The organism is Streptomyces sp. N35 (assembly GCF_016464295.1).
Taxonomy (GTDB): domain Bacteria; phylum Actinomycetota; class Actinomycetes; order Streptomycetales; family Streptomycetaceae; genus Streptomyces.
This window is the reverse complement of record NZ_JAEIMH010000114.1, coordinates 1-19,529: the sequence shown is the minus strand read 5'-3', so window position 1 is coordinate 19,529 and position 19,529 is coordinate 1. Positions and strand designations below refer to the sequence as shown.

Genomic DNA, 19,529 nt, shown 5'->3' with positions numbered 1-19,529 from the left:
CCCCGGCACCCAGGGGCCCGGGCCTCGTCCATGAGGGGGGGGGTGCGCCGTTGCGCAGGTATCAGGCGCTGTAGTCGCCGACCATCTCCGCGCCCGTCGCGTGGTCGCCGCGGTCCGTGATCTCGCCCGCCACCCACGCCTCGACCCCACGGTCCGCCAGCGTCTGAACGGCGACCTCGGCGGACTCCTCCGGAACGATCGCGATCATGCCGACGCCCATGTTGAGCGTCTTCTCCAGCTCCAGGCGGTCGACCGAGCCCGCCTTGCCGACCAGGTCGAAGACCGGGTCCGGGGTCCAGGTCGAGCGGTCCACGGTGGCGTGCAGAGCGGACGGGATCACCCGGGCCAGGTTGGCCGCGAGGCCGCCGCCCGTGACGTGGCTGAACGCGTGCACCTCGGCGGTGCGGATCAGCGCCAGGCAGTCCAGGGAGTAGATCTTCGTCGGCTCCAGGAGCTCCTCGCCGAGGGTGCGGCCGAGCTCGGCCACCTCCTGGTCGAGGCGCATGCCGGCGCGGTCGAAGAGGACGTGCCGTACGAGCGAATACCCGTTGGAGTGAAGACCGGAGGACGCCATCGCGATGACGGCGTCACCCTTACGGATACGTTCCGCGCCCAGGACCTGGTCCGCCTCGACGGCGCCCGTGCCCGCGCCCGCCACGTCGAAGTCGTCCGGGCCGAGCAGACCCGGGTGCTCCGCGGTCTCGCCGCCGACGAGGGCGCAGCCCGCGAGGACACAGCCCTCGGCGATGCCCTTGACGATGGCGGCGACCCGCTCGGGGTGGACCTTGCCGACGCAGATGTAGTCGGTCATGAAGAGCGGTTCGGCGCCGCAGACCACGATGTCGTCCATGACCATCGCGACGAGGTCGTGGCCGATGGTGTCGTAGACCCCGAGCTGGCGCGCGATATCGACCTTGGTGCCGACGCCGTCGGTGGCCGAGGCGAGCAGGGGGCGGCCGAAGCGCTTGAGCGGGGAGGCGTCGAAGAGGCCGGCGACCCCGCCGAGGCCGCCGAGACCGGTGGTCTCGGGGCGCTGCGTCTTCTTCACCCACTCCTTCATCAGCTCGACGGCGCGGTCGCCCGCTTCGATGTCGACGCCTGCTGCTGCGTACGACGCACCGGACTGGGCGCCCGGGGACGGAGTCCCCACGTTGGACTCTGCAGACATTGCCTGGGATCTTTCGGGTCGAGGTGAGAAGTGGCTTACGGCCGGCGGATCGCGTCGGTCGCTGCCGTGGCGGCGGCGCCCGCCGCCAGTTCCGTCTCCAGAAGCTGCTTGCCGAGCAGTTCGGGGTCGGGAAGCTCCATCGGGTATTCGCCGTCGAAGCAGGCGCGGCACAGATTCGGCTTGGCGATGGTGGTCGCCTCGATCATGCCGTCGATGGAGATGTACGAGAGGGAGTCGGCGCCGAGCGACGTGGCGATCTCGTCGACCGTCATGCCGTTGGCGATGAGCTCGGCGCGGGTCGCGAAGTCGATGCCGAAGAAGCAGGGCCACTTCACGGGCGGCGACGAGATACGGATGTGCACCTCGGCGGCGCCGGCCTCGCGGAGCATCCGCACGAGCGCGCGCTGGGTGTTGCCGCGGACGATCGAGTCGTCGACGACCACCAGGCGCTTGCCCTTGATGACTTCCTTGAGCGGATTGAGCTTGAGACGGATGCCGAGCTGGCGGATCGTCTGCGAGGGCTGGATGAAGGTGCGCCCGACGTAGGCGTTCTTCACCAGGCCCGAGCCGTACGGGATACCGCTGGCCTCGGCGTAACCGATCGCGGCGGGCGTGCCCGACTCCGGCGTCGCTATCACCAGGTCGGCCTCGACCGGGTATTCCTTGGCGAGCTTGCGGCCCATCTCCACGCGGGAGAGGTACACATTGCGGCCGGCGATGTCGGTGTCGGGGCGCGCGAGGTACACGTACTCGAAGACGCAGCCCTTGGGCTTGGCCTCGGCGAAGCGCGAGGTGCGCAGGCCGTTCTCGTCGATGGCGATCATCTCGCCGGGCTCGACCTCGCGGACGTACGCGGCGCCGCAGATGTCGAGGGCCGCGGACTCGGAGGCCACGACCCAGCCGCGCTCGAGGCGGCCGAGGACCAGCGGGCGGATGCCCTGCGGGTCGCGGGCCGCGTACAGCGTGGACTCGTCCATGAAGACGAGCGAGAAGGCGCCACGGACCTCGGGCAGGACCTTGGCGGCGGCCTCTTCTATGGTCAGCGGCTTGCCGTCGTCGTCCTGCTGGCCCGCGAGCAGGGCGGTGACCAGGTCGGTGTCATTGGTGGCGGCGACCTTGACGGAGCGGCTGCTGTGGTCCTGGGGCAGATCGGCGACCATCTCGGCGAGGTGGGCCGTATTGACCAGGTTGCCGTTGTGGCCGAGCGCGATCGAGCCGTGCGCGGTGGCGCGGAACGTCGGCTGTGCGTTCTCCCACACCGAGGCACCGGTCGTCGAATAGCGGGCGTGACCGACCGCGATATGACCCTGGAGCGAACCGAGGGAGGTCTCGTCGAAGACCTGGGACACGAGGCCCATGTCCTTGAAGACGAGGATCTGGGAACCATTGCTGACCGCGATTCCCGCGGACTCCTGGCCCCTGTGTTGGAGGGCGTAAAGCCCGAAGTAAGTGAGTTTGGCGACCTCTTCGCCGGGAGCCCAGACACCGAAGACGCCGCAAGCGTCCTGGGGGCCTTTCTCGCCGGGGAGCAGATCATGACTGAGTCGACCGTCACCACGTGGCACGCCCACGAGTGTAGGCGAGATCGACCCATGCTCCGAATGCGGTACCCCTGGATCTTCGTACGAACATACGGGAAGCCCCCCGGACGTGGGACGTTCGGGGGGCTGTTCGCGTGGGACCGGATCAGTCGGCGATCGCCGACTGCAGCAGCGGGGTGGAGACCTCCGGGACCTCGCCCACCTCCGGCACCTCGGGGGCCGACGGCACCGTGGGCAGCCGGGTCTCGAAGTTGCCGTACCAGTCGGCCGCCGCCGTCTGCGTGACGATGACCGTCGGCTCGGCCGCCCGGTTCACGGGGCTCGCGCTCGGGGTCGGCACCGCGCTGTCCGGGGGCGTGGGGGGGGGGGGGCGGGGGGGGGGGGGGGCCGGGGGCGGCGGGGCGGGCGGCGGCCCGCCGAGCAGCCCGCCGAGGACGCCGCCGACCGTGCCGAGCAGGCCGCCCTCGATCTTGGCGCCGACATTGGCGTCGAGCTTGAGGCCGAGGACCGCGAGCAGGTCGATGTCGTTGAGCAGCGACAGGGTCGCGTTGACGTTCAGGAGCGGGGAGCCGCCGACGAACAGGTCCACACCGAGGTCGGCGTTGAGCTTCGCGGCCACGGCGGCGTCGAGTGCGACGTCGGCGTCGAGGATCACGCTGTTCGTCTTGACGTCGACGTTGCCCTTGGTGAGCTTGGGCGCCGTGAACGTGCCGAGCTTCACCTCGGCCGAGGCCTTCGCGTCGGCGAGCGTGCCGACGATCGCGCCGGCGGTGAGGTCGGCCTTGAGGTCCTTGAGCAGGACGGCCGTCTTGGCCTTGGTGTTCACCAGACCGAGGCAGGTCTTCGCGAGCTCCAGATTGCCGGCGACCTTGGCGTCCACGGAGGCGAGACCACCGGCCTGCACACCGAGGCTGAGTCCGGTGGCGAGCTGGAGGAGCTCCTGGCCCTTGTCGTCCTTGGGGACCTGACAGTCGGCGGTGAGCTGGGTCAGGATCAGGCCCTTGGCCTTGAGATCGGCCAGCAGCTTCGCGTCGAGGTCGAGCTTGACGATGCCGCCGTCGACGGGGGCGGTCTTCTCGTCGGCGTTCGCGGCGGCCGGCGGCGGTGTGGGCTCGGCGGCAGCGGTGGCGGAGGCGACGGGCAGGGCGACGGCGGTGGCCGTGAGTGCGGTGGCGAGCAGCGCGGCAGATATGTGGGGCTTCATGCGTCTCTCTCCTTGACGGGTTGCGCAAGTACGCACAGTCGAGCCAAGGGCACGGATAGTCACTCCGCGATTCCTGGGGGTGCGTACGGGGGACTGCGCCACGTCCGCCCCCCCCTGTCGCGTCGTACGGCGGCTTGATCCTTAGCCGGGCCTTAAGCGGGCCCTAAGGCAGGGAGAGGAGGGGGCCGATTCCGGCACGTGATCGCTAGCGTGCGCCGGGCACATCGGAGTTGATCGCAGTTCGCAGTCCGGAAGGATCCCCCCACATGCGTCTGTCCCCCCGCACCCTGCTGATATCGGCCACCGCCGTCGCCCTGGCCGGTATCGCCGCGCCGGCCCAAGCCGCCGACTCCCCGAAGGAGCGCCGGGTGCAGGTCGTGATGGTGAACTTCTCCGACAGCACGTTCCCGGACCCGGCGGCGACCAAGTCCCTGCTGCAGAAGTCCTACTTCGGCGAGAGCAAGTCGCTGACCTCGTACTACAACGAGGTGACCCGGGGCGCGACGACCTTCGAGGCGGCCGGTGGCGGCATCCTCGACCCGATCGAGCTGCCCATGTCGGCGGCCGGCTGCGACAGCTCGAAGATCTCCGACCTGACGTACCAGGCGCTGGAGAAGAAGGGCATCACCGAGGAGGACTACGAGCACGTCTCGATCGTCTTCCCGAACCAGAAGACCGACTGCGACTATCTCGCGCTCGGTTCCGTCGGCGGCGGCACGACGTGGATGCCGATCGACGGCGCGGAGATCTCGATGACGGCGCTGGTGCACGAGTTCGGGCACAACTTCGGCTACAGCCACCAGCTGCGCGAGCGCTGCACCTCCGCCGATCTCGCGAGCTGCAAGCCGAGCGAGGACACCAGCCACAAGACGCCGATGGGCGGCGGGGGTTGGGCCGCCGGGCTCACGGCGCCCGAGCTGATCCACAGCAAGTGGCTGTCGGGCGACGAGGCGGTGAAGGTCGCCAAGTCCGGTACGTACACAGTGCGTTCGCTGTACGGGAGCGGCGCCGGGGTGCGCGCCCTGGACATTCCGCTCGGCGAGGACCGTCTGGTGGTCGAGGTGCGCGGCGCCTCGGGGACGGTGGACGGGCGGATCTCGGGTGTGCACGCGTACCGGGCGCCGAAGGGCGACTACGCCGAAGCGGCCCTGGTGGACACCACGGACGCCGACCACTGGTCCGACAAGGGCGCGGCGGACGCGGACGCGCTGGCCGAGGGCACGACGCTGACCGACGCGGGCGAGCAGGTGTCCGTGAAGGTCCTCGCGTCGGGCGAGGGCAAGGCGACGGTCGCGGTGAGCCTGGACGGCGTACCGGCTCCTGCCGAGGCGCCCGCGGAGAAGCCCGCGCAGGACACCACCTCAGGAGACTCCGCGCAGAAGCCCGCGGAGAAGCCCGCCTCGGGTGCCGGGACCCTGACCGGGACCGAGCGGCCAGCCGCCCCGGCCTCCGATGACGAGGAACTCGCCGAGACCGGGGCCGAGTCGGACACCGCCGTCCCCGTGGCCGCGGGTGGTGCGCTGCTGCTCGCACTGGGCGCGGTCTTCGCGGCACGCGGCCGCCGTCGCGCCGCTACTGCCCGCTCGGGGCGGCATTCGCGCTGATTCCGCTGCCGTTCTTGGTCAGCGTCAGCGCGCGGTGCGTGACCTTGTAGTCGACCGTGCCGTCGAAGAGCTGGAGCAGGGCGCGCTCCGTCTTCATCTGGTCGTCCGGACACATCTTGCGGGTGGTGCCGGCCGGGCCGAGGGTGAGGGTGCCGTTCTTGTGGACGGTGGCCTTGGCGTTGACGTTGTTGCAGCCCAGATTGCCCGTCACGCGGCCGTCCTTGCCGAAGGTCAGATGCGCTTTCGCGCCCTTCGGCAGGGACGCCGCCGTGTCTCCCTCGAGCACCGCGGTGACCTGCCACTTCGTGCCGGTCAGCGGCGCGGGCTCGACGCGCTTGAGCGTGATGAAGTCGCCCTTGGCGCCGGTCAGTTCGACCTTGTCGCCGTCCGCCTTCGCCTTGAGCTCGCCCTCGAACACGGAGAACGCGCGGTCCTCGAAGTCGTCACCGCAGTGCATCTCGGTCCGCGCGAGCGAGCCCACCTTGACCGTGCCGCCCGTGAGATCGACCTTGCCGGAGAAGGAGTTGCAGCCGAAGGTCCCCTGGACCCGGCCGTCCTTCGAGATCTCGAAGTACGCCCCGCCACGCGGCGGCTGCGCCTTCTTGCCGCCGACGGTGAGGCTCTCGACGCCCCACTGGACGCCGGTGAGCTCGGGTCCGGTCGCGACGGAGGTCTGCCCGGAGCCCGCGCCGCCGCCCCCGGTGGCCTTCTCGTCACCGCAGGCGGCGAGCAGTCCGAGCGCGGCGAGCGCGGCTGCGGAGCTGATCACTGCCTTGTGTGTTCCTCGCTGGGTGTACATGCCGATGTGACGGGCGAGGTGGGGGTGTCGGTTCCCCTTGGCTCATGACCGGCAGGGACTCGGCTCATGACCGGCTGGACTCGGCTCATGGCCCGCTGGACTCAGCTCAGGACCGGCAGGAGGCCGGACAGATCGGCCCGCTCCCCACTGGCGGCGACCTTGGCTTCCCGCACGGCGGTCGCCCACTCCGTACGCCCCGTCGCGAGCCGCACCCAGGTCAGCGGATCCGTCTCGACGACATTGGGCGGGGTCCCGCGCGTGTGCCGGGGTCCCTCGATGCACTGCACGACGGCATACGGAGGGATACGGACCTCCGTGGACGCGCCCGGTGCCTTGGCGGCGAGGGTGTCGGCGAGAAAGCGGGTGCAGGCGGCGAGGGCCTGGCGCTGCATCGGGATCTCGACGCCGGCGGCACGGCTCAGGTCATCGGTGTGGACGATGAGTTCGACGGTCCGCGTGACCATGAGGTCGTCCAGGGTCATCGCACCGATCCGCATCTGGACGAGGCGTCCGGCGGGCGCGGCGTCGAGCAGTGCGGTGACCCGGTCGGCGATCTCCCCGAACCAGGCGTCGAGATCCTTGTGCTCCTCGGCGAGCGCCTGAGCGGTCTCGGCCACGGACTGCGCGTACGGGGCGCCGACGGCCGGATACCGGTCGAGCGACAGGTCGGCCCGCTTCGGCTCCTCGGCCTCGAGACACCGCACGACGGCGTACATCGTCATCCCGATATGCGCCACGAGCTCCCGCACGTTCCACGGCTCCAGCCGCGTCGCCCGCGCCAACTGCTCCTCGCCCAGCCCACGTACGGCCTCCCGCACGGCAGCGAACTGGGCGAGCACGGCGGCGCGGGTCTTGGCGGGGTCGTAGGTGCGGGGGCGTGGCTTGGGCGGCATGAGGGCGAGCCTACGACTTGTCGGTGTCCTCGGCGTAGGCGCGGAAGATCTTGGCGAAGTGGGGTGCGGCACGCTCTGCGTAGGCGGCTCCCCCAAGGACGAGGGTGTGGACGGCAGGCTTGCCGTGGCATACGGATGAGGCCCACCAAGCCGGTTTCTCATCCGACCTGCCGGCCTTGCCCGGGGCAGCCTCGACCGGATCGTCAGTGCCCAGCCTCGGCAAGGTGACGTTCTCGGCTTCGGTGCCGAACCAACTGTCCAAGGAGGCCGACCAATTCTGGTCGCGCGCCAGCGGGTCCAGGTCTCCGTATCCGTCGGCACGCGCCTGCGACGCACCGACCTGGCTCATCAGCAGTCCGCATGACTCGGTCCATACGTCGGGATCGGCCCGGGTCCCGACCACACGGTCGGGGAGCAGAACGTCCTGGTCGCGGGCCTTGGCGTACCAGCCGCAGGTTCCGCTCGCCCTGGGTGCGGGCGTCAAATCTTCCACGGCCTGGGGAATGCCGGCGGGCGCGTCCGGCAGACGGCTCTCGCAGCCGAGGCGCTCGGCGGTCCGGTTTGCCACGTCGACGGCAATCGAGGCGAGCACGTCACGTGTGTCACCGGAAACCTGGCCGCGGCCCTTGAAGACCGGCGTGTACCCGGTGGTGGTGGAGCCGGCATAGGCGGTGATCTCCTCGACCGGCGCCCCGTTGCGACGCACCTTGCCCGCACAGGTCAGCTTCACCTTGACGCCGCTGTCCGACGCCAGGCCCGGGATGCCGTGCCCCAGCGGGGTGTCGACCGTCGGCCGGTACGACCTCTCGAACGCCCAGTGCTCATCCGGCTGGACCGGACGCGTATCGGGTTCGAGGGTGACGAAGGCCTCGAAGAACGTGCGCTCTCCCTCACCCTTGCCCACCGGCACCAGTCCCGCACACGCCGCGTTGATCTCCGACCGGGCCGACAGGACCGAGTACGTCTCGTACCCGCCCCAGCCCGTACCGACCACGGCAGTCAGACACAGCGCTACGTTGACGGCACGACGCACCCGCTCACCGATCACCACAGCTCCCCCGGAATCGCAGACTCCGGCGAACCTGTCAACCGCTCAGCGACTGCCCGGCGGCCACCGTGAACCGCTCCCCATTGACAGGAACCCCCACGCCGCGCCAGGTGAACGGGAGGCCTTGGGCCGTGGTCAGGGTCGGGGTGTCCATCAGCTGGAAGTGGACGTGGGGCTCGGTGGAGTTGCCGGAGTTGCCGCAGCGGGCGAGCTGTTGGCCCGTGGTCACCTTGTCGCCCGTGCGCACGGAGAGCGAGCCGTGCTGGAGGTGCGCGTACAGGGCGTACGTGCCGTCGCCGAGGTCGAGGACGAGGTGGTTGCCGACGACCCGGCGGGCTCCGCCCAGGGTCCTGCCGATGCTCTCGACGATCATCAAGTAGAGGAGCGCGAGCAGGGAGTTGCGGCTGAGGTGGTCGCGCTGGCCGTCCTCCGCGTGCACGACGGTGGCGTCGGCCACGGCGAGCAGCGGTGCGCCGAAGGCCGGGAAGGCCGCGTTGGACCGCGCCACGGGCCGGACCCAGGCGAAGCCGGGCCGCTCCCTGTCCTCGGGCTCGGCCACGATGTCGATGGCGTAGGTCTGCCCGTAAGCGTGGGTGCCGTGGCTCGGCACCTTGGTCGCGGGGCTGTTCAGGGCGGACCAGCGGCCGGTGACGGGCGGATCGATCGGCACCGGGGCCGGCGGGTGGGCCGCCGCCGCCCGGTCGGCCGACCTGCGCCGTACGAAGGCGATCGCGAGGACGGCGACGATCGGGATCCAGCCGGCCCAGTACGGGTAGGGCAGGTCCGTGAAGGACCCGACGACCACCTGGGCGACGACGTACAGGACGAGCAGGTACTGCAGGCGTGCGGCGAACTTGCTCCGGCGTGCGGACATGGTCGTTCCCCCTGTGCTGGTCGGTTACGGCCGCGCGGCGCTCAGCGCCACGAGCAGCGGGACCACGCGCCCCGCCGGCACCTCGTAGCGGCCGCGCCCGGTGGTGTGCAGCCAGCCCGCGCCGGTCAGTTGGCGCAGGTGGTGGTAGATCTGGCCGGTCGTGCCGGTCTCCTCGAGATCGGCCAGCTCGGCGGCGGTGCAGCGCCCGCCGAGGATTTCGCGCAGGAGCCGCAGCCGTACGGGGTGGCCCAGCGCGGCGAAGGAGTCGGCGGCCTGCGACCAGTCGCGCTCGAACAGGTCCTCCGCCACAGCGCCGGTCTGCCACTCGTACCGCTGCCCGGTCGGCAGCCGTACGGCACCGGTGAACAGGACACCGCCGTCGGCCGCGCCGAGCCCCGCGAGCTGGGCTTTCAGCCCTTCGAGCGCCCAGAAGTCACCCGTCGAGTGCGTCGCCGCGGCCGACTCGGGGCGATCCAGCGCGGCCATGCGCCGTTCAAGCTCGGCGACGCGCTCTTCCAGATCCATGCCGCGACATTACGTAGTTACGTAATACCGTGCAAGGGTGCCCTGGACACGCGCACCGCGGTCCCTCCGTACACCCGTGCCTTGCCCTTGCCTCCCATGGTGAGCACCACGATGTCGGCCCCGTCGTACAGCTCCCCGTAGAGGACGGCCTGACGCGGCGCTTCCCTGTGGGTCCAGGGGATGCCGTTCCCGGACGAGCCGCGCGGCAGGACCGAGCGCTCGCGGACGCGGTCGTACAGCAGGAACACCCGCTCCGGATCCCCCTCCGTCCGTACGGCGACGGTCGGCCCCTCGTTCTCGGAGACCAGGACGCGCAGCACCGGCTGGGGTTCGCCGTGCAGGGCGCGGAGCCTGCGGTGCAGCAGGGCGCCGCGCGTGAGCATCGCGCTGCCGGTGACGACGAAGAGCAGGGACGCCATCTGCTGCCCCATCGCGTCGTACGGCTGCGCCACGAGCCGCGCCCAGTCGCCGTCGGCCAGCACACCGGCCTCGCTGCCGGGCCGGAATTCCTCGGGGAAGGTGGCCGGAAGGCCCCGGGCGGTGCCGTCCGGCATCCGCACGCGGAGCCGGCTGTCGCCGTCGGGGCCGAGCACCCGGGCGGTGTGGCGTTCCGCGCCGCGCGCCCGGTCGGCAAAGTCCCGCTCGGCCAGCACACCGTGCAGCAGCACGAGACCGCCGACCAGGAGGAACCCCGCACCCAGCACGATCCGTCGCAACCCCTGCTTACTGCGCGGCAATTGTTCCGGTACGAGGGCGCGCAAGCCTCCCGTCGCCCGCAGCGCCAGCTCGCGCTGCCGGGCACGGGCCCGGATACGCAGCAGGACGCCGCCCCACACCAGGACCACCACAGCGGTGAGGCCGCCCACGGCGATCCGGTCCGCAGTGGTGAGCACCGTGCCGCCGGTGAGCACCGCCGCGAGGCCGCCGGCCGCCGGCAGGGGAAGCAGCACGAGGGCGGCCCGGGGGAATCGCCACACGCAGTACGGAGTCAGCAGGACGGGCAGCATCGCGAAGTACGCGCCCCAGTCGGTGCCGCACGGCTCGGCATCCGTACAGGACGGGGTGTCCGTCCCCGATACGCCCATCACCACGAACACGGCGAGGAACCCTGCCCCGAGCACCAGCGCGAGGAACCCGCCCGAGGCCCGGCGCGGCCCGCCGGCCGCCGCCCAGCGCTCGGCATCGCCCGGCTCCAGGGGCAGGGCTTCGGGCCGTTGACCGGCGGATATGGGGACGTAGGGGGTGTTCACCGCCGCAGTATCAACCGGCGGTGCGCCCCTGAACAGCCCCTTCCGCCGGCCCCCGGGAAGGTCGGCACACACACTTCGGCCCCGCCCAGAACCCTGGACGGGGCCGAAGTCACGTACGGCAGAAGGCGGTTACGGGTGCTACGCCAGCAGACCCGGAATCGTCGCCTCGTGCGCCTCACGCAGCTCGCTCAGCTGAAGGCTGAACTCGCCCTGCAGCTCCACCGCATCCCCGTCGATGACGCCGATCCGCGTCGCCGGCAGACCCCGCGCACCGCACATGTCGGTGAAGCGGAGCTCCTCGCTGCGCGGGACGGCGACGACCGCGCGGCCCGCCGACTCCGAGAAGAGGAAGGTGAAGGCGTCGAGACCGTCCGGCACGACCAGGCGCGCACCCTTGCCCCCACGGAGGCAGGACTCGGTGACCGCCTGGATCAGACCGCCGTCGGAAAGGTCGTGCGCGGCGTCGATCATGCCGTCGCGCGAACCCGAGATCAGGATGTCGCCGAGCAGCTTCTCGCGCTCCAGGTCCACGACGGGCGGCAGACCACCGAGGTGGTCGTGCACGACCTGGGACCAGGCCGAGCCGCCGAACTCCTCGCGGGTCTCGCCCAGGAGGTAGATCAGCTGGCCCTCTTCGGCGAAGGCCACCGGCGTACGGCGGTTGACGTCGTCGATCACACCGAGGACGGCCACGACGGGCGTCGGGTGGATCGCCGTCTCGCCGGTCTGGTTGTAGAGCGAGACATTGCCGCCGGTCACCGGGGTGCCGAGCTCCAGGCAGCCGTCCGCGAGACCACGGGTGGCCTCGGCGAACTGCCACATGACCGCCGGGTCCTCGGGCGAGCCGAAGTTGAGGCAGTTGGAGATGGCGAGGGGCTTGGCGCCGGAGGCGGCGACATTGCGGTACGACTCGGCGAGCGCGAGCTGGGCGCCCGCGTACGGGTCGAGCTTGGCGTACCGGCCGTTGCCGTCCGTCGCCACGGCCACACCGAGGTTGGTCTCCTCGTCGATACGGACCATGCCGGAGTCCTCGGGCTGGGCCAGGATCGTGTTGCCCTGCACGAAGCGGTCGTACTGGTCGGTGATCCAGGACTTGGAGGCCTGGTTCGGCGAGGCGACCAGCTTCAGGACCTGCTCGCGCAGCTCGGCCGAATTCGCCGGTCGCGCCAGCTTGTTGGCGTCATCGGCCTGCAGCGCGTCCTGCCAGGACGGACGCTCGTACGGGCGGTGGTAGACCGGGCCCTCGTGGGCGACGGTCCGCGGCGGCACGTCCACGATCTGCTCGCCGTGCCAGAAGATCTCCAGCTGCGAGCCCTCGGTGACCTCACCGATGACCGTGGCGATGACGTCCCACTTCTCGCAGATCTCCAGGAAGCGGTCGACCTTGCCGGGCTCGACGATCGCGCACATGCGCTCCTGCGACTCGCTCATGAGGATTTCCTCGGGCGAGAGCGTCGCGTCACGCAGGTGGACGCGGTCCAGCTCGACGCGCATGCCACCGGAGCCGGCACTCGCGAGCTCACTCGTCGCACACGACAGACCGGCGCCGCCGAGGTCCTGGATACCGTCCACGAGGTTCTCGCGGAAGATCTCCAGGGTGCACTCGATGAGCAGCTTCTCCTGGAACGGGTCGCCGACCTGGACGGCCGGACGCCGCGACGGACCGGTCGAGTCGAAGGTCTCGGAGGCGAGCACGGAGACGCCGCCGATGCCGTCACCGCCGGTACGGGCCCCGTACAGGATGACCTTGTTGCCGGTGCCCGAGGCCTTCGCGAGGTGGATGTCCTCGTGCTTCATGACGCCCACGCACAGCGCGTTGACCAGCGGGTTGCCCTGGTAGCAGGAGTCGAAGACGACCTCGCCGCCGATGTTCGGCAGGCCCAGGCAGTTGCCGTAGCCGCCGATGCCGGCGACGACGCCCGGCAGGACCCGCTTGGTGTCGGGGTGGTCCGCGGCGCCGAAGCGCAGCGGGTCCATCACGGCCACCGGACGGGCGCCCATCGCGAGGATGTCGCGCACGATGCCGCCGACGCCGGTCGCGGCGCCCTGGTACGGCTCGATGTAGGAGGGGTGGTTGTGCGACTCGACCTTGAAGGTGACCGCGTAGCCCTGGCCGACGTCGACGACGCCCGCGTTCTCACCGATGCCGACGAGAAGCGCATCGCTCTCGGGGGCCTTCTCGCCGAACTGCTTCAGATGGACCTTGCTGCTCTTGTACGAGCAGTGCTCGGACCACATGACCGAGTACATGGCGAGCTCGGCGCCGGTGGGACGGCGGCCGAGGATCTCGCGGATCCGGGCGTACTCGTCCTCCTTGAGGCCGAGTTCCTTCCAGGGCTGGGAGACGTCGGGGGTCCCGGCCGCGTGCTTGACCGTGTCCAGAGTCATCAGGCAGTGACCAGCTTCTTGAGGATCGAGGTGAAGAATCCGAGCCCGTCGGTACGGCCGGTGCCGACCAGGGACTCGACCGCGTGCTCGGGGTGCGGCATGAGGCCGACGACGTTGCCCGCCTCGTTGGTGATGCCGGCGATGTCGCGCAGCGAGCCGTTGGGGTTCATGTCCAGGTAGCGGAACGCGACCCGGCCCTCCGCCTCGAGCTCGTCGAGCGTGCGCTCGTCGGCGACGTAACGCCCGTCCATGTTCTTGAGCGGGACCTGGATCTCCTCGCCCTGCTCGTAGTCGGACGTCCAGGCGGTGCCCGCGTTCTCGACGCGCAGCTTCTGGTCGCGGCAGATGAAGTGCAGGTGGTTGTTGCGCAGCATCGCGCCGGGGAGCAGATGCGCCTCGGTGAGGATCTGGAATCCGTTGCAGATACCGAGAACGGGCATGCCCGCCTTGGCCTGCTCGATGATCGTCTCCATCACCGGCGAGAAACGGGAGATGGCCCCGGCCCGCAGGTAGTCGCCGTAACTGAAACCGCCGGCGAGCACGACCGCGTCGACCTGCTTGAGGTCCTTGTCGCGGTGCCACAGGGAAACGGCCTCGGCGCCCGCGAGCCGGGCGGCGCGCAGCGCGTCCTGGTCGTCGAGCGTCCCGGGGAAGGTGACGACGCCGATACGAGCGGTCACTTGGACTCCTCGACCTTCACGACGAAGTCCTCGATGACGGTGTTGGCGAGGAAGGTCTCGGCCATTTCGTGGATACGGGCGAGCGCGGCCTCGTCGACGTCCCCATCGACCTCGAGCTCGAAACGCTTGCCCTGACGTACGTCCGCGATCCCGTCGAATCCCAGACGCGGCAGCGCACGCTGCACCGCCTGTCCCTGGGGGTCGAGGATCTCCGGCTTGAGCATGACGTCGACTACGACGCGTGCCACTGGCACTCCCGGTGTGTGGTGCTGAGCAGCTGACTGCAGCACGATGCTGAGCTGGTCGGTTCAGCGTATCCGACGTAAATTTCTACCCGCGTAGACTCGTAGGTTCCTACGTGATCGCGCTCACTTTTACGGTGATCTCCGCCGCCCACCGCGACCGGTTAGCCGAGCAATGGGCAGGGAAAATTCCGGGAAACGCGGCAAGAAACCTCCGGCGTTCCATTGCGCCCGGACACGCGGAGAGATTTAGTCGGTCTTCCCCATGCAATGCTCGGCACTGTACAAAGGATTCGCCGGCGGATTCGCGGGCAAATAAGCGAAAGCCGGATCATGGGCCTAAAGTGCCGATAACGGCTGGGAAAACGGGGCGTCGACCGGCGTGCGGGCGCGACAGAAGCGCATGTCAGGCCGACATCGAAGCGGTGATTCCGCAGGAAAGGACCGATATTCGTGGCGCAGCGTGTCGTGGTCACTCTCTTTGACGACATCGACGGCTCAGAAGCGGCGGAAACGGTCGCCTTCGGTCTTGACGGCAAGTCGTACGAGATCGACCTCAATCAAGCCAATGCCAAGAAACTGCGCAAGGCGCTCGCTCCGTACCTGGACGCGGGCCGCAAGCAGTCGGGGCGCGGCACGGGCAAGGCGAACAAGGCCGTGAAGCACACCGCGGTCGCGGCGGACCCGGCGGCGGTCCGGGCCTGGGCACGGTCCAACAAGATGGACGTGCCGGCCCGGGGACGCATCCCCAAGAAGGTCTACGAGGCCTTCGAAGCCGCCAACTGAGGCCCTGTGCCCCGGGGTCGCGAGGCCCCGGGGCACAACCGACTTGCATTCCACCCCCGCAGGTCGGCTAGAGTCTGGAACGCGCCGCGGGGCCCGGGAGACCGGACACCACGGAGAACGCGCGGGTGTAGTTCAGTAGCAGAACACCCCCCTTCCAGGGGGGAGGCGCAGTGTGCAATTCCTGTCACCCGCTCCGATACGAGGCTCCGACCACTCCTGTGGATCAGGTAGTCTTGTATCAGCGCCGCCCGGTGAGAGCCGGACGGATGCTGTGCGAACGTAGCTCAGTTGGTAGAGCGCAACCTTGCCAAGGTTGAGGTCGCGAGTTCGAACCTCGTCGTTCGCTCCACATCGAAAGCCCCCGGGAAACCGGGGGCTTTCGGCGTTCCGGGATCATGCTGTCCTGACACGCCCCGACCCTGTCACGGGATCGCGTCGGCCCGTTTATGACAGGTGTCATGTGCGGCTGTGAGAGCTGTCACCCCAGCTCATGACCGCACGCACTGCCCGCGCTCCTTGATCGCGGGGAGGCTTGAGGCATGAACACCACCACCGAAGAACGCGTGATCGACGTCACCGATCTGCGACGCACGTACGCGGGCGGCTTCGAGGCGGTACGGGGGATCTCCTTCAGCGTCGGAAAGGGCGAGCTGTTCGCTCTGCTCGGCACCAACGGCGCGGGCAAGACCTCCACCGTCGAACTCCTCGAAGGGCTCGCGAAGCCGGCCGCGGGGCAGGTCCGGGTCCTCGGGCACGACCCGTACAGCGAGCGGGCCGCGGTGCGGCCGCGGATCGGCGTGATGCTGCAGGAGGGCGGGTTCCCGTCCGAGCTGACCGTCAGCGAGAGCGTACGGATGTGGGCCGGCTGCACCAGTGGTGCGCGGCCGATCCGTGAGGCGCTCGAACTCGTCGGTCTGACCCGCAGGGCGGACGTCCGCGTGAAGATGCTCTCCGGCGGCGAGAAGCGGCGGCTCGATCTGGCGATGGCGCTGCTCGGCCGGCCCGAGGTGCTCTTCCTCGACGAACCGACCACCGGGCTCGACGCCGAAGGGCGCGTCGACACCTGGGAGTTGGTGCGGGCGCTGCGGGCGAACGGCACCACCGTGCTGCTCACCACGCATTACCTCGAAGAGGCCGAGATGCTGGCCGACCGGCTCGCGATCCTGCACGAGGGACGCATCGCGCTGACCGGCACCCCTGGCGAGGTGACCGCCACCCAGCCGTCCCGGATCTCCTTCGACCTGCCCGACGGCTACTTCGTCGGAGATCTCCCGCCGCTCGGCGAACTCGGTGTGACCGGGCACGAGACGGACGGACAGACCGTGCGGCTGCGCACACCCGAACTCCAACGGTCCGCCACCGGGCTGCTGTTGTGGGCCCAGGAAGCCGGTGTGGAGCTGCGCAGGCTCGATGTGCGGCCCGCCTCGCTCGAAGAGGCCTTTCTGCAGATCGCCCGCGAGGCGCGGGACGGACAGTCCGCGGAGGAAGCCGACGCCGTACGTACGAAGGAGACCGTGGCATGAGCACCACCACCCTCACCACCCCCGCGGCACGCACCACCCCCGCGGGGCGGATGACCGCGCTCGCGCGCACCGAGCTGACGCTGCTCGGACGGGCGAAGGGCACCTTGGTGACCGCGCTCATCGTGCCGCTGATCCTGCCGTTCAGCGTGCAGGCCACCGTCAAGGAGTCGACGCTCGAGGGCACCGGCGTGAAGGTCGGCGAGCTGCTCCTGACCGCGGCCGTCGGCTTCTCGCTTCTCTTCGCGGTCTACAGCGCTCTGGTGACCACCTTCGTGGTGCGCCGTGAGGAGCTGGTCTTCAAGCGGCTGCGCACCGGTGAACTGCGCGATCAGGAGATCCTCGCGGGCGCCGCGCTGCCCGCCGCGCTGATCGGCCTGCTGCAGTGTGTGGTCGTGACGGTCGGGGCGACCGTACTGCTCGACCTGGCGGCGCCGCCCGCCGTGTACTGGGCCGTGCTCGGCGTGCTGCTCGGCCTCGTGATCGCCGTCGGCCTCGCCGCGGTGACCGCAGGGCTCAGCAAGACGGCCGAGAGCGCCCAGGTGATGGCGCTGCCGATGGTGTTCGTCTCGATGATCGGCTCCGGGATGACCGTGCCGCTCGAGGTCTTCCCCGACCGTCTTGCGTCCGTCCTCGAACTGCTGCCGTTCTCCCCCGTGATCACGCTCGTGCGCGGTGGCTGGACCGGCACCCTGTCCACGGGCGACGCACTGTCGGCGCTGGCCGTGGCGGTGGCCTGGATCGTGGTGGCGGTGTTTGCTGTACGACGGTGGTTCCGTTGGGAGCCGAGGCGCTGAGCGGGGAGAGCGACAACGTGCTGGAGCGGTATCGACGGTGGCGCAAGGGCGTCTGGGACGAGCGCAGTCATGTGGAGCGCATGGAGTTCCAGAGCCTGCTCATCGTGCGGCTCATGGTCTGGTTCTTCTTCCTGGCCTGGCTGGTGATGCCCGTCGCCCAGCTCGTCTCGGAGCCGCCCGGGCTGCCGCTGCTGCTCGGTGTGCTGCTCCTGATCTGCGCGGCCGCCCAGTGCGTGCTCGCCTGGCGGCTGCTGCCCCTGGCGTTCGGCGAGTACCTGGGCCGCGGCATCGTCCCGGCCCGGAGCTGGCTGCTCGCCGGCGCGCTGATGGCCGGCACGCTCGCCCTCGATCTCGGGCTCGAGGCGACCGGTGCGCTCGACAAGGAGTTCACCGTCTTCGTGGCGCTCTTCGCGGTCATCCCGTACACCGCCGAACGCTGTCTCACCATGCCGCTGCGTACGTTCCAGCAGTGGAGCCTGGCCGCCGCCGTGGTGGTGACCGGCGCGTTCGCCCTCGTCGGTGTGCGTGACATGACGCTGCTCGGCTATGCCGTGGGGGTGTACGGCGGAGCCATGATCTGCCTGGCCAGCATCCGCTGCTCCGCCTGGAGCCTGGGGGTCATGTGGCAGGCGGAACGCGGCCGCGAGGCCCAGGCGCGGCTCGCGGTCGCCGAGGAGCGGCTGCGGTTCGGGCGGGATCTGCATGACGTGATGGGCCGGAATCTGGCGGTGATCGCTTTGAAGAGCGAGCTCGCCGTGCAGCTGGCCCGGCGCGGCCGCCCCGAGGCCGTGGAGCAGATGATCGAGGTGCAGCGGATCGCCCGGGAGTCGCAGCGGGAAGTGCAGGAAGTCGTACGCGGCTACCGCGAGGCGAGCCTCGGGTCCGAACTGGCCGGTGCACAGGCCGTGTTGACCGCCGCCGGGATCGACTGCCGGGTGACCGGCGCCGAGGCGGCGCACGAGCTGCCGACGGGCGCCCACGCGGCGCTCGGCTGGGTGGTGCGGGAGGCGGCCACCAATGTGCTGCGGCACGGGGACGCGACGCGGTGCGCCATCACGCTGCGGGTGGTGGCGGGGAGGGCTGTGCTCACGGTCGACAACGACGGTGCGGGAACAGACCCCGCCCTCCCGGGGGCCGAGCCCCTTAAGGGCAACCGGGCCCCCCCGCCGCCCCCGGCCCCCGGCGGTCCCGGCCCCGCGGGGCGCGGGGGGCGGCCCGCGCCGCCGGGCGCCCGCCTCGAGGCGGGACCGGCCGGGGACGGAATGTTCGAGCTGGTCGCCGAGGTGCCGCTGGGGGTGCCCGAACCCGCACCCGTTTCCCGTACGGACTCGAAGTCCACGTCCCGTACGGACTCGAAGTCCACGTCCCGTACGGCATCGAAGTCCACGTCCCGTACGACCTCGAAGCCCGCATCCCGTACGACCACAGAATCCGCTCCCCGTACGAACGAGAACGAGGCCGCCCGATGACCGAGCCCGCATCCGTGGATGTGCCCTCCCTGAGAATCCTGCTCGCCGACGACGAGCATCTGATCCGCGGGGCGCTGGCCGCGCTGCTCGCGCTCGAGGACGATCTGACCGTCGTCGCGGAGGCGGCCTCCGGGCCCGAGGCGCTCGCCATGGCGCTCGCGCACCGGCCGGATGTCGCCGTACTGGATCTGCAGATGCCGGGCGCGGACGGTGTGAGCGTGGCCACATCGCTGCGGCGTGAACTCCCGTCCTGCCAGACCATGATCGTGACGAGCCATGGGCGGCCCGGGCATCTGAAGCGGGCGCTCGAAGCGGGTGTAAGGGGGTTCGTGCCGAAGACCGTGAGTGCGCAGCGGCTCGCCGAGATCATCCGTACCGTGCACGCCGGAAACCGTTATGTGGACCCGGAGTTGGCGGCCGACGCCATCTCCTCCGGGGACTCGCCGCTGACCGCGCGCGAGGCGGAGGTCCTCGAGCTGGCGGCGGACGGTGCGCCGGTGTCGGAGATCGCCGACCGGGCGGCGCTGTCGCCGGGGACCGTGCGGAACTATCTCTCCGCGGCCGTCTCGAAACTCGGGGTCGAGAACCGTCATGCGGCGGTGCGCCTCGCGCGCGAGCGCGGTTGGGTATAGTGGTCTCCGCACTACGGCGAAAGCTCACCGTGCGTGCGAACGTAGCTCAGTTGGTAGAGCGCAACCTTGCCAAGGTTGAGGTCGCGAGTTCGAACCTCGTCGTTCGCTC

General features: G+C 70.2%; 18 protein-coding genes and 3 tRNA genes. 9 read left to right on the top strand and 12 right to left on the bottom strand.

All coding sequences use genetic code 11. The features are described 5' to 3' along the window. Positions 1–61 precede the first annotated feature (61 nt). The 3 genes from purM to JAO81_RS37830 all read right to left on the bottom strand — a co-directional run bounded on the left by purM (position 62) and on the right by JAO81_RS37830 (position 3,913). A complete protein-coding gene (gene purM, locus JAO81_RS37840) occupies positions 62–1,168 on the bottom strand; it encodes a phosphoribosylformylglycinamidine cyclo-ligase (protein ID WP_199552534.1) in 1,107 nt (368 codons plus the stop codon). Positions 1,169–1,203: 35 nt separating this feature from the next. Further along, positions 1,204–2,733 carry an amidophosphoribosyltransferase gene (gene purF / locus JAO81_RS37835; RefSeq protein WP_199552533.1) on the bottom strand — a complete coding sequence of 510 codons (1,530 nt, stop codon included), beginning with the start codon at positions 2,731–2,733 and terminating at the stop codon, positions 1,204–1,206. Positions 2,734–2,854: 121 nt separating this feature from the next. After that, the gene (locus JAO81_RS37830; RefSeq protein WP_199552532.1) at positions 2,855–3,913 is read right to left on the bottom strand and encodes a hypothetical protein; all 1,059 of its coding nucleotides are present in this window, start codon (positions 3,911–3,913) and stop codon (positions 2,855–2,857) included. Between the two features lie 266 nt (positions 3,914–4,179). Between JAO81_RS37830 and JAO81_RS37825 the strand changes: the two genes are divergently transcribed. Next, a complete protein-coding gene (locus tag JAO81_RS37825; RefSeq protein ID WP_233416492.1) occupies positions 4,180–5,517 on the top strand; it encodes an LPXTG cell wall anchor domain-containing protein in 1,338 nt (445 codons plus the stop codon). On the opposite strand, the gene JAO81_RS37820 is transcribed toward JAO81_RS37825, so the two are convergent. The 9 genes from JAO81_RS37820 to purS all read right to left on the bottom strand — a co-directional run bounded on the left by JAO81_RS37820 (position 5,486) and on the right by purS (position 14,222). Further along, the gene (locus JAO81_RS37820; RefSeq protein WP_199552531.1) at positions 5,486–6,286 is read right to left on the bottom strand and encodes an META domain-containing protein; all 801 of its coding nucleotides are present in this window, start codon (positions 6,284–6,286) and stop codon (positions 5,486–5,488) included. The two genes, JAO81_RS37825 and JAO81_RS37820, sit on opposite strands and share 32 nt — an antisense overlap. A gap of 131 nt (positions 6,287–6,417) precedes the next feature. Further along, positions 6,418–7,209, bottom strand: a complete 792-nt coding sequence (locus tag JAO81_RS37815) for a maleylpyruvate isomerase family mycothiol-dependent enzyme (RefSeq protein WP_199552530.1) — start codon at positions 7,207–7,209, stop codon at positions 6,418–6,420. A gap of 10 nt (positions 7,210–7,219) precedes the next feature. Beyond that, complete coding sequence (locus tag JAO81_RS37810) at positions 7,220–8,257, bottom strand: hypothetical protein (protein WP_199552529.1); 1,038 nt, start codon at positions 8,255–8,257, stop codon at positions 7,220–7,222. 37 nt (positions 8,258–8,294) lie between these two features. Continuing rightward, on the bottom strand, positions 8,295–9,131 hold the full coding sequence (locus JAO81_RS37805) for a M23 family metallopeptidase (RefSeq protein ID WP_199552528.1): 837 nt from the start codon (positions 9,129–9,131) through the stop codon (positions 8,295–8,297). Positions 9,132–9,155: 24 nt separating this feature from the next. Then, on the bottom strand, positions 9,156–9,656 hold the full coding sequence (locus JAO81_RS37800) for a helix-turn-helix transcriptional regulator (RefSeq protein WP_199552527.1): 501 nt from the start codon (positions 9,654–9,656) through the stop codon (positions 9,156–9,158). A 17-nt stretch (positions 9,657–9,673) separates the two neighbouring features. Next, complete coding sequence (locus tag JAO81_RS37795) at positions 9,674–10,906, bottom strand: hypothetical protein (protein ID WP_199552526.1); 1,233 nt, start codon at positions 10,904–10,906, stop codon at positions 9,674–9,676. Between the two features lie 138 nt (positions 10,907–11,044). Beyond that, positions 11,045–13,294, bottom strand: a complete 2,250-nt coding sequence (purL, locus tag JAO81_RS37790; RefSeq protein ID WP_199552525.1) for a phosphoribosylformylglycinamidine synthase subunit PurL — start codon at positions 13,292–13,294, stop codon at positions 11,045–11,047. Further along, complete coding sequence (purQ, locus tag JAO81_RS37785; protein WP_199552524.1) at positions 13,294–13,974, bottom strand: phosphoribosylformylglycinamidine synthase subunit PurQ; 681 nt, start codon at positions 13,972–13,974, stop codon at positions 13,294–13,296. The genes purL and purQ overlap by 1 nt, the downstream gene beginning before the upstream one ends. After that, positions 13,971–14,222 carry a phosphoribosylformylglycinamidine synthase subunit PurS gene (gene purS, locus JAO81_RS37780; RefSeq protein WP_165331620.1) on the bottom strand — a complete coding sequence of 84 codons (252 nt, stop codon included), beginning with the start codon at positions 14,220–14,222 and terminating at the stop codon, positions 13,971–13,973. Before purS ends, purQ begins: the two co-directional genes overlap by 4 nt. 447 nt (positions 14,223–14,669) lie before the next feature. On the opposite strand from purS, the gene JAO81_RS37775 reads away from it, so the two are divergent. The 8 genes from JAO81_RS37775 (at position 14,670) to JAO81_RS37740 (ending at position 19,528) form a co-directional block, all read left to right on the top strand. Beyond that, positions 14,670–15,002: an Lsr2 family protein gene (locus JAO81_RS37775; RefSeq protein WP_199552523.1), complete on the top strand. Its 333-nt coding sequence runs from the start codon at positions 14,670–14,672 to the stop codon at positions 15,000–15,002. Positions 15,003–15,123: 121 nt separating this feature from the next. Continuing rightward, positions 15,124–15,195: transfer RNA gene (locus JAO81_RS37770), tRNA-Gly, on the top strand. A gap of 80 nt (positions 15,196–15,275) precedes the next feature. Next, positions 15,276–15,351 (top strand) — tRNA-Gly (locus JAO81_RS37765). Between the two features lie 190 nt (positions 15,352–15,541). After that, positions 15,542–16,525 (top strand): ABC transporter ATP-binding protein, encoded by a 984-nt coding sequence (locus tag JAO81_RS37760; protein ID WP_199552522.1) that lies wholly within the window; start codon positions 15,542–15,544, stop codon positions 16,523–16,525. Further along, positions 16,522–17,319: an ABC transporter permease gene (locus JAO81_RS37755; protein ID WP_199552521.1), complete on the top strand. Its 798-nt coding sequence runs from the start codon at positions 16,522–16,524 to the stop codon at positions 17,317–17,319. Before JAO81_RS37760 ends, JAO81_RS37755 begins: the two co-directional genes overlap by 4 nt. Further along, positions 17,292–18,788, top strand: coding sequence for a histidine kinase (locus JAO81_RS37750; protein WP_307814119.1), 1,497 nt, complete (start codon positions 17,292–17,294; stop codon positions 18,786–18,788). Before JAO81_RS37755 ends, JAO81_RS37750 begins: the two co-directional genes overlap by 28 nt. Next, the gene (locus tag JAO81_RS37745; protein ID WP_199552520.1) at positions 18,785–19,420 is read left to right on the top strand and encodes a response regulator transcription factor; all 636 of its coding nucleotides are present in this window, start codon (positions 18,785–18,787) and stop codon (positions 19,418–19,420) included. The genes JAO81_RS37750 and JAO81_RS37745 overlap by 4 nt, the downstream gene beginning before the upstream one ends. A 35-nt stretch (positions 19,421–19,455) precedes the next feature. Then, positions 19,456–19,528, top strand: a tRNA-Gly gene (locus JAO81_RS37740). Position 19,529 lies beyond the last annotated feature (1 nt).

Coding starts and splice junctions, on each gene's coding strand:
- purM (WP_199552534.1), bottom strand. CDS start 1,168: ATGTCTGCAGAGTCCAACGTGGGGACTCCGTCCCCGGGCGCCCAGTCC.
- JAO81_RS37830 (WP_199552532.1), bottom strand. CDS start 3,913: ATGAAGCCCCACATATCTGCCGCGCTGCTCGCCACCGCACTCACGGCC.
- JAO81_RS37825 (WP_233416492.1), top strand. CDS start 4,180: ATGCGTCTGTCCCCCCGCACCCTGCTGATATCGGCCACCGCCGTCGCC.
- JAO81_RS37815 (WP_199552530.1), bottom strand. CDS start 7,209: ATGCCGCCCAAGCCACGCCCCCGCACCTACGACCCCGCCAAGACCCGC.
- JAO81_RS37805 (WP_199552528.1), bottom strand. CDS start 9,131: ATGTCCGCACGCCGGAGCAAGTTCGCCGCACGCCTGCAGTACCTGCTC.
- JAO81_RS37800 (WP_199552527.1), bottom strand. CDS start 9,656: ATGGATCTGGAAGAGCGCGTCGCCGAGCTTGAACGGCGCATGGCCGCG.
- purL (WP_199552525.1), bottom strand. CDS start 13,294: ATGACTCTGGACACGGTCAAGCACGCGGCCGGGACCCCCGACGTCTCC.
- JAO81_RS37760 (WP_199552522.1), top strand. CDS start 15,542: ATGAACACCACCACCGAAGAACGCGTGATCGACGTCACCGATCTGCGA.
- JAO81_RS37755 (WP_199552521.1), top strand. CDS start 16,522: ATGAGCACCACCACCCTCACCACCCCCGCGGCACGCACCACCCCCGCG.
- JAO81_RS37745 (WP_199552520.1), top strand. CDS start 18,785: ATGACCGAGCCCGCATCCGTGGATGTGCCCTCCCTGAGAATCCTGCTC.